Raw genomic sequence first — 13,771 nt, 5'->3', positions numbered from 1 at the left:
TCTAGCAGGACTGGCCCATTTTTAATCCGGTGCTACCGGCCGATCCGTGGCCCCTTTTATTCCCGGTGTTCTCACATCGAACTTCGACAGGCAAGCCTGGACGCATTGCGCAATGGCAATACGCGCCGCCGCGTTCGTGTTGCCGACTCGAAAGAGATCCATTTGGTTAGAGGTTGAACATGAACGGTCCCGTCCTCACTCCCCGGCCCAGCCGCATCGCTCTTATCGGGACATGCGTGCCGCGACATTGCGGTATCGCAACTTTCACGAATGATCTCCAGCAGGCGCTGAGCACTGCCGATCCGAACGTGGCCGCGATGACAATTGCCATGACCGACGACAAGAATGCATACGCCTATCCCGATCGGGTCCCGCTGGAGATTCAACACGCAGACCCCGCCTCCTATGAAGTGGCGGCGGACTTTCTGAATGTTGCAGATATCGAGATAGTCTCGCTGCAACATGAATTCGGGATTTTCGGCGGTGAGGCGGGTGAGCATGTCCTCGGCCTGGTGCGCGGCCTGAAAGCGCCACTGGTCACGACGTTGCACACGGTCCTTGCCACACCCAATCCGTCTCAGCGCCGTGTTATGGACGAACTCATTGCAAGCTCTGCCCGCCTGATCGTGATGGCTGATAAGGGGCGCCAGATCCTGCAGGATGTCTATGGCGTCTCGGCCGATCAAATCGCCGTGATACCCCACGGCGTACCGGATCGTCCCTTTCTGGATCCAGCTATGGCGAAGCACGATCTAGGCTTGGCAGAGCGGACCTTGCTGATGACCTTCGGACTGCTTGGGCCGGGCAAGGGTATCGAGACAGCTATTCGCGCGCTGCCCGCCCTCGTTCAGGAAAACCCCAAACTCCTCTACATGATCGTCGGCGCGACCCATCCCAATCTGGTGCGGGACGAGGGCGAGCTCTACCGAGAGAGCCTAACAGCACTCGCCAGCGAGTTGGGCGTTAGCGAACATGTCCAGTTCGTGGACAGATACCTCTCGCTTGACGCGTTGCTGGATTATTTGGCCGCATGTGACATCTATCTGTCACCCTACCCCAACGAGGCACAGATCGTTTCCGGGACGCTGGCCTATGCGATTGCGCTCGGCAAAGCCGTTGTCTCAACGCCGTTCTGGTACGCGCAGGAGCTGCTGGCAGACAATTGCGGCTTGCTCGTCCCGTTCGAGCAGGCAGACGGGTTCGCAACGGCCATTCGCAGATTGATCGACGACGATACATTGCGAAGCGAAATTCGGACGAACGCCTATGCTCGTGGTCGGGCAATGATCTGGCCGAGAGTGGCGGAACAGTATCTCGAAGTATTTTCAACCGTCCGATTGGAGCGGCGTTCGGCAGGCGCAACCATCATCGGCTTTCCACCGATCCAACCAGGCAACACCCCATTGCCACATGTCTCGACGGCCCATCTCGCTGCTCTCACCGATTCGGTCGGTCTGATGCAGCACACCAAATTTGCGGTGCCCGATCGAAGACATGGCTATTGCCTAGACGATAATGCGCGCGCGCTGCTCGTCTTCACCGAACTCGCGGCATTGCGCCCTTTGACGGCGCAAGAGGAACAGTTGCACCTCACATACGCAGCCTTTGTCGAGAGCGCCTGGTCACCACAGACCAACCGGGTCCATAACTTCATGAATTTCGATCGGACGTGGTTGGAGAGCGATGGTGCGGATGACGCTCTGGGCCGCACGATTTGGGCGCTAGGCACCGTTGCTCGGCACAAAGACGCCCGTTCGCTGGATGGCTGGGCCGCAGCCCGGGTGCTGGAGATCGCGCCCGTCTTGATGGCGTGTACATCGCCGCGCGCCTGGGCCTATGGTTTGCTCGGCATATCTGCGTTCCTGGAACGCTTTCCAGGCCATCGCGGATTTGAGCGCCTCAGGGGCGAGCTAGCCAATCGGCTTTTCCAGCGCTGGTCCGACGCTGCCAGGCCTGATTGGATCTGGTTCGAGGATAGGCTGGGCTACGATAATGCCCGTTTGTGCGAGGCGCTGATTGTCAGCGGCCATGACACCGGCAAGGAGCACTATCTCGATGCAGGCCTTGATTCGCTACGCTGGCTGATGAAACTGCAAACAGCCGAACGCGGTCATTTCCGGCCCATCGGAACAGAAACTTTCGGTGCCGATCATCGGCATCCGCAACCCTTCGATCAACAGCCACTGGAAGCCTGGGCGGCCGTCAGTGCCTGTTTGACCGCGGCGCGTGTCACTGGAGACGCCGTCTGGCAAGGTGAAGCGAGCCGTGCCTTTGCCTGGTTCCTTGGCCAAAACGATCTTCGCGTTCTAGTGGTGGATATCGAGCGCGGCGCCTGCTTCGATGGATTACATCCCGACCGGCGCAACGCCAATCAGGGCGCGGAATCGACGCTGGCTTATATCGCGGCGTTGACCGCGATGCGGCGCACTCCGTTTGCCCAGCCTGACTTGCCACGTATTTCGGAAATGACGACCGCACGATGTACATGCCACCTCGGCGGAGCCAGCGAGGATCCAATCGATACCGGCGCGGCTGGTAGCTGGCTTATGCCGGACGTTGAATTGGGCGCTCGATCCACGACGCAGCTGGCGACAGCCAATTGAAGCGCCCTCGATCCAGGCAGGCAGACAGTCATCATGCCCGCCACTGATCCACGTCCGCAGACCTATCCAGGCCAAACAGGCCTATCCGATGCCGGACACGTTATTGCCGTGCGCGGCCCGGTCATCGACGTGGTCTTCCCGAAGGGGAAGCTCCCGCTGGTCGACGAGGCGTTGCTCATTCACTGGGACAGGCCCGACGTGCTGATGGCGGAGGTGCAGAGCCATATCGACGATCGCACGGTGCGCGCCGTAGCGCTGCAGGCCACCTCGGGCCTTTCCCGTCATGTCGCGGTCGAGGCAACCGGCGGCCCTGTAGCCGTGCCGGTTGGCGCTGCGGTGCTTGGGCGACTGATCGACGTCATCGGCAGGATTGGCGACGGCGGAGACCCATTGCCCGCCGACGTGACGTTGCGCCCGATTCACCGCGCGCCGCCGCCACTCCATGCTCAAAGTTCCGCGACGTCGCAATTTGAGACGGGGATCAAGGTGATCGACCTGCTTTCCCCGCTCGCGCAGGGTGGCAAGGCGGCAATGTTCGGAGGCGCCGGTGTCGGCAAGACAGTGCTGGTAATGGAACTGATCCACGCCATGGTCGCGCGCTATGAGGGCGTATCCGTGTTTGCCGGTATTGGCGAGCGATCGCGCGAGGGACACGAACTTCTGAACGACATGCGCGGATCAGGCGTGCTCGACCGCACCGTGCTTGTCTTTGGACAGATGAACGAGCCGCCCGGCGCGCGCTGGCGCGTTGGGCTGACTGCGCTAACTGTGGCTGAGTATTTTCGCGACGAGCAGCACCGCAACGTGCTGCTGCTGATGGATAACGTCTTCCGCTTCGTCCAGGCCGGCAGCGAAGTTTCGGGGCTGCTCGGGCGACTGCCGTCCCGCGTCGGCTATCAACCGACCCTGGCAAGCGAAGTCGCCGCGCTGCAGGAGCGAATCGCCTCCGTCGCTGGCGCGGCAGTGACCGCGATTGAGGCAGTGTACGTGCCCGCCGACGATTTCACCGATCCCGCCGTCACCGCCATTTCCGACCATCTCGACAGCACCGTCGTACTATCGCGTTCGATGGCCGCGGAGGGCATGTATCCCGCGGTTGACCCGCTCGCTTCGGTCTCGATCTTGCTCGACCCGCTGGTGGTGGGCGCCGAGCATTACCGTATCGCGGAAGAGGTGCGCGAGACGATCGCGCAATACCGCGCGCTGCAGGACATCATCTCGCTGCTCGGCGTCGAGGAACTCGGGCGCGACGACCGGCTCATCGTCGATCGCGCGCGCAAGCTGCAGCGATTCCTGACCCAGCCGTTCGTCGTCACCGAGGCGTTCACCGGTACGCCGGGGCGCTCGGTGCCCCTCGCCGAGACGCTAAAGGGTTGCGCGGCGATCCTCGCCGGCGAGGCAGACGACTGGGCCGAGAGTGCTTTCTACATGATCGGCGATTTCGAGGAGGCGCGCGCGCGCCAGGCGGGAGCCCCCAAATGAGGCTGTTGATCACCGATCCCGCGCAGATCGTCGCGGATCATCCCGATGTCGATGCGGTCCGCGCGGAAGATGCGACCGGCAGTTTCGGCATCCTGAAGGGCCATAGCGATTTTCTGACCGCGCTGGAAATATCGGTCGTCTCTTGGCGGCACGCGGACGGACGGCAAGGCTTCTGCGCGATCCGCCAGGGCATCCTGACGGTTAGCGGCGGTCGCGACGTGCGGGTCGCGACGCGCGAGGCGCATATCGGTGACGATCTCGACACGCTCGAACGCGACGTCCTAGCCCGCTATCGCGAGCGCATCGACGCGGACCGGACCGACCGCACCGCCGCCGCGCGTTTGCGCACCCAGGCGATCCGGCAGATGGTTGCGGCACTGCGCGGCGGCGCGGCCACCAGCGACATACGCCCGTGAGCGACCCCCTGCCCGACCGCGAAACCCGGCTGACCAAGGCGGTACGCGTGCGCGCCGATCGCCGCAAGGCATGGGCGCGCGACGGCGCCCCGTCGCTGGCGCGCAATCTCGGCCAGATCGGCGCGCTTGGCTGGACGATCACCGTGCCGATCCTGATTTGCCTCGCCGCCGGGCGTTGGCTCGACCATCATTTCGCCAGCGGAGTGTTCTGGACGGCGCCGTTGATAATGATCGGCGCAGTGTTCGGCGGTTGGTCGGCATGGCGCTGGATCAACAGGCGATGATGGCGGTCGCCATTCCGGCTTTCGGGTGCCTCGGCATGGCCGCAGGCGCGATCCATTTCCTGTCCCTGCGCAAGGATGTCAACCTCGTGGTCGTCGGCGGCTCCACCTTCGCGGCACTGGGCTGGCGGCTCGGACGCCTGGCGGTCACGATCGGGACGCTCGTTTGGGCAGCAACGCAAGGAGCGCCCGCGCTCGTGGCAGCAGCAGGCGGGTTCCTGCTCGCGCGGCACCTGATCCTCCCCCGACTAAGGCTGCCATCATGATCAGCTCGCCGTTCGACACGCAAGTCCTGCTCATGGTCGGTCCGGTACCGATTACGACGCCGGTCGTCACCACCTGGGGAATCATACTGCTCTTGAGCGTAGGATCATGGCTGATCACGCGTCGCCTCGCGCTCAAGCCGTCGCGAGCGCAAGCCGCGCTCGAGCTCGTCGTCGATATGTTTTCAGTCCAGATCCGCGAGACTATGGGAGTCGCCCCGGCCCCGTATCTTCCGCTGATCGGGACGTTCTTCCTTTACCTGCTCGTCGCCAACTGGTCGTCGCTGATCCCCGGCGTCGAGCCCCCGACCGCGACGCTGGAGACCGATATCGCGCTCGCGCTGATCGTGTTCGGCGCGACGCTCTGGTTCGGGATCCGCGCGCTGGGCGTTAACGGCTATGTCCGCAGCTTCGCCCAGCCTTCGATCCTGCTCGCGCCGCTCAACCTGATCGAACTGTTCACGCGCAGCCTGTCGCTGACCGTTCGCCTGTTCGGCAACATGATGAGCGGGGTATTCGTGATCGGCATCGTACTCAGCCTGGCAGGGTTGCTCGTGCCGATCCCGCTCATGGCGCTCGAACTGCTGACCGGCGCGGTACAGGCCTATATTTTCGGCGCTCTGGCGATGGTCTTCATCGGCGGTGCGGTCAGCGAAACCACTTCCATCCAGCAAAAGGCAATGACATGAATTGGATCCATTTGATAAGCATCATGGGCGCTGCGCTCGCGATCTCGCTCGGCGCGATCGCCCCCGCGCTGGCGCAAGGAAAGGCCGTCGCCGCTGCGATGGACGCTATCGCACGACAGCCAGAGGCTGCGGCCACCGTTTCGCGCACGCTGTTCGTGGGCCTGGCGATGATCGAGACCATGGCGATCTACTGCCTGGTCGTCGCATTGCTGCTGCTCTTCGCCAACCCGTTCGCCTGACCCAGAACAGTGCATATCAACTGGTGGACGCTAGCGCTCCAGGCGATCAACGTCCTTGTCCTGATCTGGCTGCTTAGCCGCTTCCTCTACCGGCCGGTGGTGGCGGCGATCGCAGCGCGTCAGGCGGCGGCCGACGCTCTGCTCGCCGATGCGGCGGCGGCGAAGGCGCAAGCGGAGACCGAGGCGGCGGCCCTCAAAGCCAGCAACACCGCTCTTGCGGCCGATGCGGAACGGCTTCGCGCCGAAGTTCGCACCGCCGCCGACGCCGACCGCGTCCGATTGCTCGAAACGGCCCAGACCGATGCCGAAAAGATGGGCGAAGCGGCCAAGGCTGGTATCGCCGCCGAACGCGACGCCATGCGCAAGGCGCTGGAGACTCAAGCGGCAACGCTTGCGGGTGACTTGGCCGCAAAGCTTGTCCAGCACTTGCCGTCGGCCGTGATCCACGAGGCAATGTTCCAGAAGTTGACCGACCAGCTCGCCGCCATGCTCGAAGTGGACCGCGCCAGAAGCTTTGACGGCATCGCGCTGACCCTCGTCACGCCCACCCCGCTCCACGACAGTGAACGCGCACGCTGCCGCGACGCCTTGGCGAAGCTCCTTCCGCTGCCACTCGACCTCGCGTTCGAGGAGGAACCGGATCTGATCGGCGGCTGCGAATTGCGCGGCGCGCACGTCCACCTCCGCAACAGCTGGCGCGCCGATCTGGACGATATGCTCGGCCACCTCGCGAAAGACGGAAACGATGCCCGAGACGCCTGAGAGCTGGCTGGAGCGCGCGCGCCAGAGCGTCGCGGCGACCGTCCTCGCCCCCGAACTGCGCCAGATAGGCCGCATCGACTCGATCGGTGACGGCGTCGCTATGATTTCCGGCCTGCCTAACGCCCGGCTCGACGAACTGCTGCACTTCGACGGTGGCCAGGCGGGCTTCGTCCAGACGCTCGACGGCGAAACTCTTGGCTGCGTGCTGCTCGACGATGCCGACGGCGTGAAAGCGGGTGCCATGGTGACCGGCACCAGCGCGGTTGTCCGCACGCCGGTCGGACCAGGGCTCCTCGGCCGGGTCGTCGATCCGCTCGGTCGGCCGCTCGATAGCGGTGCGGCCATCGCCGCCGAAAGCTTCGAACCGATCGAACGCGCCGCGCCCGCAATCATCGACCGCGACCTGGTTGTCCAGCCGGTGCAAACGGGGACCTTCGTGATCGACGCACTGTTCGCGCTCGGCCGCGGCCAGCGCGAATTGATCGTCGGCGACCGCGCGACCGGCAAGACCGCGCTCGCGGTCGATGCGATCGTCAACCAGCGCTCCAGCGACGTCATCTGCATCTACGTCGCGATCGGGCAGAAATCGTCGAGTGTCGCGCGGGCAATCGAACAAGTCCGTCGTCACGGCGCGCCCGAGCGATGCATCTTCGTGGTGGCGAGCCCCGCACAGGCGCCTGGGCTGCAATGGATCGCTCCGTTCGCCGCCTTCACCATGGGCGAATATTTCCGCGATCGCGGCGGTCATGTGCTGATCGTTGTCGATGATCTCACCAAGCATGCGGCCACGCACCGCGAGATCGCCTTGCTCACTGGTCAGCCTCCGGGGCGCGAGGCCTATCCCGGCGACGTCTTCTATCTCCACAGCCGCTTGCTGGAGCGCGCTGCCAAGCTTTCGCCCGCCAAGGGCGGCGGCTCGCTCACCGCGCTGCCTATCGCCGAGACCGATGCGGGAAATTTGAGCGCCTATATTCCAACCAATCTCATCTCGATCACCGACGGGCAGATTGCGCTCGACGCCAAGCTGTTCGCGCAAGGGCAAAAGCCCGCGGTCGATGTCGGCATCAGCGTCAGCCGCGTAGGTGGCAAAACCCAGGCGCGCGCACTGCGCGACGTTTCGGGCAAGCTGCGCCTGGATTACGCGCAATTCCTCGAGCTGGAGATGTTCACGCGCTTCGGCGAGCAGCCCGAAGCGCGCGTGAAGGCGCAAATTGACCGTGGGCAAAGGCTGCGCGCCTTGCTCAACCAACCCCAGTTCCAGCCATTGCGCGTCGTCGACCAGACTGCGCTGGCGCTGGCACTGACACAGGGAGCTTTCGACGCAATCGCCGTAGAGACGGTCGCTGAGCTACGCGCGCGCTTGCCCGCCTGGCTTGACGCGCAGGCGGCGGAGACGGTCGCATCGGTCGAGAAAAGCGGCACACTGAGCGAGCCCGATCGTGCAGCGCTGATCGCAGCAGTGGGCCGACTGACCAATAGCGTGGGACAGACCACGCCATGACCGAGCAGCTCGCCGATATCAGCGCCCAAATCGCGACCGTCAGGCAGCTCGGCGCGGTGGTCAACGCGATGCGGGGTATCGCCGCTGCCCGCGCGCAACAGGGTCGCGCGCTGCTGCCAGCGGCACGTGCTTACGGCGATGTCGCGGCGCGCGCGATCGAGCAGGCGCTGCTGCTCGACGACACGTCACCCGTCACGCCGATGTCGCACCGGACCGCGCCGCCAGGCGTGATCGTGTTCGGCGCCGAGCAGGGCTTCGCGGGCACCTTTGCCGATCGCGTGCTCGACAGTGCCACTTCCGCGTTGGCAAATTCGCATGTTTTCCTGGTCGGCGACCGCACCGCGTCGCTGGCGCGCGAACGCGGGCTGCCCCTCGCCGCCACCTTCGCGGCACCGTTGCGCGCTGCCGCCATCATCGAGGTGGCCGCAGTGCTGATCGAGGCGGTCACGACCTATCTCGACACCAGCGGAGCGAGCCGGATCGACTTGATATTCCCGGTCTGGACCCCCGGGAAGGGCTTAAAGGTCACGCAGCGCCGCCTGTTGCCGCTCGATTTTGCCAGATTTAGCAGTGTCACCTCCACGCCACCGCTGATCCAGCTACCTCTGCCAAAATTGCTCGATTGTCTGACCGAGGAATATGTCTTCGCGCAGATCTGCGAAGCCGCCACCGAATGCTTCGCCGCCGAGAATGAAGCGCGTGTCTCGACGATGGCATCCGCTAGCACCAATATCGCCGCTAAGCTCGAGACGCTGCAAGGGCTCGAGCGGATGACACGCCAGGAGGCGGTTACCGCCGAGGTGGTAGAACTGGCGTCGGGCGTTCGCTCGCGACGGCATCGACAGGCTGCCCGCGACAAATATCGATGACGTTGGTCAACCAAGCCCATCGCCCAAACCGAACTCCCCCAGCCAAAGAGGTCCGCATGACAAAGCCCGATCGCAGCCACACCCGCGCCCACCTCGTCGGTGGCGGGATCGCTTCGCTGGCGGCAGCCACCTTACTGATCCGCGACGGCGGACTGTCGGGGCACACCATCACCGTTTATGAGGAGCTCGACCGGGTCGGCGGCAGTCTCGACGGGTCGGGCGACCCGCACACGGGCTACATGGTCCGCGGCGGGCGGATGATGGAAAGCAAATATCTGTGCACCTACGACCTGTTCTCCTCAATTCCGACGCTCGACGGGAAGCAGACCGTCACGCAGGAAATCTTCGAATGGAACGAGGTCATCAAGACCGGTTCCAAGTCACGTCTAGTGCGCGGCGCTAACAAGATCGATGCGCCCGAATTCGGCCTGTCAGAGCGCCACATCCTGACGATCGAGAAGCTGGCGATCGAACCCGAGACGCTGCTCGGCGACAGCCGGATTTCCGACCATTTCGACCAAGCGTTCTTCAAGACCAATTTCTGGTTCATGTGGTGCACAACCTTCGCCTTCCAGCCATGGCACAGCGCGATCGAGCTGAAACGCTACCTCGTGCGCTTCACCCACATGGTCGCCGGGTTCAACGAACTGCACGGCATCATGCGGACGCTTTACAATCAATATGACTCGCCGGTGCTGCCGCTGCGCAAATGGCTCAACGAGCGCGGCGTGGTGTTTCGCCTCGGCAGCAAGGTGACCGACATCGCGTTTGCCGACCGCGACGGCACGAATTTTGTCGAGAGCCTGACCTGCGAAAGTGGCGGCACGACCGAGCAAGTCGAAGTCGCGCCCAGCGACCTGGTGATCGCGACGTTGGGATCGATGACCGAAGGCGCCGCGATCGGCGGGATGGATAGCCCTGCGGCGCTTAACGACAAAAGCGTCGGTGGGGCCTGGGCCCTGTGGGACAAGATCGCCGCCGGCCGCCCCGAATTGGGCCGGCCCGCCAAATTCACCGACTATGTCGATGAATCGAAATGGCTCTCCTTCACCACCACGCTGAAGGACTCGGCGCTGTTCGACCGGATCCGCGATTTCACTGGCAACGTTCCGGGCGAAGGTGGCCTCATCACCTTCGTCGATTCCAATTGGCTGATGTCAATCGTGCTGCCGCACCAGCCACACTTCATTGGCCAGCCCGACAACGTGCAAGTGTTCTGGGGCTATGGCCTCAGCGTCGATGCTCCCGGCAATTACGTCGCCAAGCCGATGTCGGCCTGCACCGGGCGCGAATTGATGCAAGAATTGCTCGGCCACTTGGGAGAGATCGACCAGGCGCAGACCAGCCTCGAGGGCATGATCTGCCTGCCATGCATGATGCCCTTCATTACCAGCCAGTTCCTCAATCGCGCCAAGGGCGACCGGCCGCAGGTCCACCCCAAGGGCTATGCCAACTTCGCCATCACGGGACAGTTCTGCGAACAGCCCGATGACGTCGTCTTCACAGTCGAATACTCGGTGCGGTCTGCTATGTCGGCTGTCTATGCGCTGCTCGATATCGACCGGACCCCGCCCGCAGTGTTCAAGGGACAACTCGATCCGCGCAACCTCTACAAGGCGTTCCGCGCCTTGCATGACATGAACGATTGAAGGTTGGGACGATGGATGGCCGGTGGGCACTGCCGGGTTCAAGGGCTGTGACAAAATGATGAACTCTTGCGGAATGCTCGTCACCACCCACCCGTTCTGAATTGGAGTAGTTCTCCCGGACGGCTATCCACTATCCAAACGGTCATCAATTCTCATCAACTGAAGTAGCTTACTCCATCACGCTCAGGAGGTTATCGATCGAGACCGTAGCGAAAGCAGTGAAGCTGTCAGCAATCGCATATGGCAGAAGCATGGTCCGATCCTGAACAAGCGCACCGCAGCTATAGACGACATTGGGTACGTATCCGTCCCGTTCGTGCGGGCTGGGCGCCAGGACCGGGCGCGGTGTTCGCGCCAACAGCTTTGACGGATCATTCTTGTCGAGGAGGCATGCGCCAATGCAATAATTACGCACCGTGCCGACGCCGTGGGTCATCACCAACCATCCTTCGTCGATTTCGATCGGCGATCCGCAATTGCCCATCTGGACGAATTCCCAGGGGTATTTTGGCGTAATGAGCTTTGTGCCCCCTTCCCAGTTGAGCAATGAATCGGAGAAATGAAGCCAGATATTCTTGCCGTCCTGACGTCCAAGCATGGCGTATTTGCCCTCAATGCGGCGAGGGAAAAGGGCCATGCCCTTTCCGCTAGAGGCCTGGCCAATCAGAACGCGCATTTCGAACGATCGGAAATCGGTGGTGCTCAGCAATTCCGATCGCACTTCGCCACCGCTAAAAGCGGTATATGTTCCATGATAGATTATGCTGCCGTCATCCTCGCAGAAGCGCACAAGGCGCGTATCCTCGATGCCCTGCCTCTGGCTCGGCAGGACCGGAAAAAGCACCGTCTCCGAGATCGTGCGACTGCCGGCGCAGCACAGGCGCGCTGCTACGCCCTCTCCTTTCCCGCACGTATCGATAAGTGGCGATACCGATGTCGGGCTGGGATCATCGATCAAAAGTGCGCCGCCTGATGCCCAGGTGCCGGTCCGGAAGGTCACGGAAGACACATGTCCCTCGCCAATTCCCCGCAGCGACATCACGAAACGGATGGTTCCCTCCGGGAGCCCCGACTGGTCGGGATGGAGTACCACGCTTGGATTGAACAAGGCCGCGGCCTCGTAAGCAAATTCTTCGCTGAAGTAGGCGCCGATCAACCGCCGCTGCTTGGCGTTGATACGACCCACACCCTCGATGCCGCCAGCGACCTCCTCGAACCGCCGAAGCAGCATCGTATCCACGTCACGGTGGTTTTCATCCAGAGACAATGAGACGCCTTTTAGCTGGCGCGCCAACTCAGCCTCGTCAAGCGCCACGATCAGGTCCACGGTCTCTTGGGCACGTGACGTGCCGCCGGCGAAGTCTCGTGGGTAGTGCGGATCGAATGGCCGAACGACGGTCCGCGATGGATCGGGTCGAAGAACGCGATCATAGAAGTTAAGTTTTGCGCGTTGGATCATACTGACCGGCTCACCTGTGCGTTCCTGCATTTCAACACTGCCGCTCCTCGTTGGGAAGCGTATCGCAACCGACTATGGTATTCTGAGTAGATTCCGTTCGCGGGATTGTGGTCGGAAAGGCGACCCTTGCCCAGAAATCTGCCTGTAAGCCCTGTGCTGTGGGGGCCTATAAGTAAATTCCGCAGAAGCCAGCTTTCCCTGTCGGGCATACTCCTCTTTAAGATAAGCCATCAATTTCGTCGGAAGTGCAGACGATTATTTATTAGGGGATATCGAAGATGTTTGGGGCAGGCAGACAAACGAATTGCCGGCACGCTCAATCCACGGTCGAGGCTCTTATCAATTCGAGCCGACCGCGCGTGGCGGTCACCCTTCGGTGAAGCGACATACGTAACCTTAAAATGCGCAGAATGACCGCAGAAAATTTGATGAACCTCGACACGGTCGACCTGCGCTCCATCGGCCTTGCCGAGGCACGCGACAATCCGCCCGCATCTATACAAACGATCTTTCCACGCCTTAAGATTGCAAGCCCAACGCCTTATGCGACAAGCGGCATGCTTCCAAAGACCATAACTCAACAGACTAAAAGCTACTGCGGCTTGGCCACCCTGTTGCAGGGACACAGGACGAAAAGAGGCCGCCAACCGTGTTGCCGTGATCCGCTGGGCTGCTGCGGCGGCAAACCAGGCCGTTGTTGATGCCAAGCACCTCGCCCGTGGTCCCTGGTTCATACAACCAGTAGGTGGTGTTGCAGGGTGCTGCGCAACGGCAGACTACCCGGCCATAACGGCCAATCCCAAGCGCGAGCGAACTGTTGGAATTGATGATTATTCCTGCAGCGTGTTGCGCGATACGATTTAATCATGGACATAGCAGCATGCAGGAATGCCCCGTCATTGGTAATTTTTGCTTCCCATGCTGTGCTGTTCCTGCCAGACAGGACATAACGTGGATCGTCGGCTCGCCTTCCTGCTTCTTATTGGAGCAATCCTTGGCCTTCTGGGGCAGGAATCAGCTTTCGCGCAGATGACCCTCAAACCGGTACAATCCGAAACGACCCAAATGGACCCCGACTGCGCCAAAGCAATGGGGATTACCGTTCAGCCATCATCGGATGACCAACCCTGCCAAGGGATGACCCCGGAATGCATCGCAAAAATGGGTTGCACCGTGCCCTTGGCTTTACTCCCCGGCAAGGTTGTTGATGACGTTCAGGCCCTGACGCTTTTCCAACCTGTCGTGTCCCCTGTTGCGGCACTGTGGGGACGTACGGTTCCGCCCGAGCCTGAGCCTCCGGCGCACATCGGCTGATCGCTGAGCGGGCTACGTCGGCTTTGCCGACCCCGTAGCTTCTGCCCATCGGACCGAAGGGTCCACGTCAATCCGCGCCCGCGATGCATCCACTTGGGGCCCCCCCTCAAGATGGTTTACGCGAAATGGATATCCGACTGGCGCCCCCCAAAAACCTGGTGAGCCGGCTGCCGCATGACTGTGACAGGACCGGATCGCCGCAGGCAGGTTGAGCAATTGCCTGGCCGATAGCGATAAGACACGA

The 13,771-nt window shown here is 62.3% G+C and carries 13 protein-coding genes; 12 read left to right on the top strand and 1 reads right to left on the bottom strand.

Going from position 1 to position 13,771, the window contains the following annotated elements; translation table 11 throughout:
• Positions 1-179 precede the first annotated feature (179 nt).
• Genes K5Q19_RS03100 through K5Q19_RS03050 form a run of 11 tightly spaced genes read left to right on the top strand, consistent with a single transcriptional unit; the run spans position 180 to position 10,754 of the window.
• Positions 180-2,603 (top strand): glycosyltransferase family 4 protein, encoded by a 2,424-nt coding sequence (locus K5Q19_RS03100; protein WP_072384138.1) that lies wholly within the window; start codon positions 180-182, stop codon positions 2,601-2,603.
• A gap of 33 nt (positions 2,604-2,636) precedes the next feature.
• Entirely contained in the window at positions 2,637-4,085 is a 1,449-nt protein-coding gene (atpD, locus tag K5Q19_RS03095) for a F0F1 ATP synthase subunit beta (RefSeq protein WP_072384139.1), read from the top strand.
• On the top strand, positions 4,082-4,501 hold the full coding sequence (locus K5Q19_RS03090; RefSeq protein WP_072384140.1) for a F0F1 ATP synthase subunit epsilon: 420 nt from the start codon (positions 4,082-4,084) through the stop codon (positions 4,499-4,501). Before atpD ends, K5Q19_RS03090 begins: the two co-directional genes overlap by 4 nt.
• Positions 4,498-4,785 (top strand): AtpZ/AtpI family protein, encoded by a 288-nt coding sequence (locus K5Q19_RS03085; protein ID WP_083554958.1) that lies wholly within the window; start codon positions 4,498-4,500, stop codon positions 4,783-4,785. The genes K5Q19_RS03090 and K5Q19_RS03085 overlap by 4 nt, the downstream gene beginning before the upstream one ends.
• Positions 4,761-5,048, top strand: a complete 288-nt coding sequence (locus K5Q19_RS03080; RefSeq protein WP_083554959.1) for an ATP synthase subunit I — start codon at positions 4,761-4,763, stop codon at positions 5,046-5,048. The genes K5Q19_RS03085 and K5Q19_RS03080 overlap by 25 nt, the downstream gene beginning before the upstream one ends.
• Positions 5,045-5,734 carry a F0F1 ATP synthase subunit A gene (locus K5Q19_RS03075; protein WP_072384142.1) on the top strand — a complete coding sequence of 230 codons (690 nt, stop codon included), beginning with the start codon at positions 5,045-5,047 and terminating at the stop codon, positions 5,732-5,734. Before K5Q19_RS03080 ends, K5Q19_RS03075 begins: the two co-directional genes overlap by 4 nt.
• The gene (locus K5Q19_RS03070; RefSeq protein WP_072384143.1) at positions 5,731-5,973 is read left to right on the top strand and encodes a F0F1 ATP synthase subunit C; all 243 of its coding nucleotides are present in this window, start codon (positions 5,731-5,733) and stop codon (positions 5,971-5,973) included. The genes K5Q19_RS03075 and K5Q19_RS03070 overlap by 4 nt, the downstream gene beginning before the upstream one ends.
• Before the next feature lie 9 nt (positions 5,974-5,982).
• The gene (locus tag K5Q19_RS03065; RefSeq protein WP_292632556.1) at positions 5,983-6,735 is read left to right on the top strand and encodes a hypothetical protein; all 753 of its coding nucleotides are present in this window, start codon (positions 5,983-5,985) and stop codon (positions 6,733-6,735) included.
• Positions 6,719-8,236, top strand: coding sequence for a F0F1 ATP synthase subunit alpha (locus K5Q19_RS03060; protein ID WP_292632554.1), 1,518 nt, complete (start codon positions 6,719-6,721; stop codon positions 8,234-8,236). Before K5Q19_RS03065 ends, K5Q19_RS03060 begins: the two co-directional genes overlap by 17 nt.
• A complete protein-coding gene (locus K5Q19_RS03055) occupies positions 8,233-9,105 on the top strand; it encodes a FoF1 ATP synthase subunit gamma (protein ID WP_072384146.1) in 873 nt (290 codons plus the stop codon). The genes K5Q19_RS03060 and K5Q19_RS03055 overlap by 4 nt, the downstream gene beginning before the upstream one ends.
• 56 nt (positions 9,106-9,161) lie before the next feature.
• The gene (locus K5Q19_RS03050) at positions 9,162-10,754 is read left to right on the top strand and encodes an oleate hydratase (protein WP_292632551.1); all 1,593 of its coding nucleotides are present in this window, start codon (positions 9,162-9,164) and stop codon (positions 10,752-10,754) included.
• A gap of 169 nt (positions 10,755-10,923) precedes the next feature.
• Here K5Q19_RS03050 and K5Q19_RS03045 read toward each other — a convergent pair whose 3' ends face one another.
• Positions 10,924-12,213: a glycoside hydrolase family 130 protein gene (locus tag K5Q19_RS03045; RefSeq protein ID WP_072384163.1), complete on the bottom strand. Its 1,290-nt coding sequence runs from the start codon at positions 12,211-12,213 to the stop codon at positions 10,924-10,926.
• A gap of 951 nt (positions 12,214-13,164) precedes the next feature.
• Here K5Q19_RS03045 and K5Q19_RS03040 point away from each other — a divergent pair.
• On the top strand, positions 13,165-13,527 hold the full coding sequence (locus K5Q19_RS03040) for a hypothetical protein (RefSeq protein WP_292632550.1): 363 nt from the start codon (positions 13,165-13,167) through the stop codon (positions 13,525-13,527).
• Positions 13,528-13,771 lie beyond the last annotated feature (244 nt).

It is taken from the genome of Novosphingobium sp., from assembly GCF_019748365.1.
Classification (GTDB): Bacteria; Pseudomonadota; Alphaproteobacteria; order Sphingomonadales; family Sphingomonadaceae; genus Novosphingobium.
Note: the sequence above shows the minus strand (reverse complement) of the source record. Positions and strands in the feature narration are given on the sequence as shown.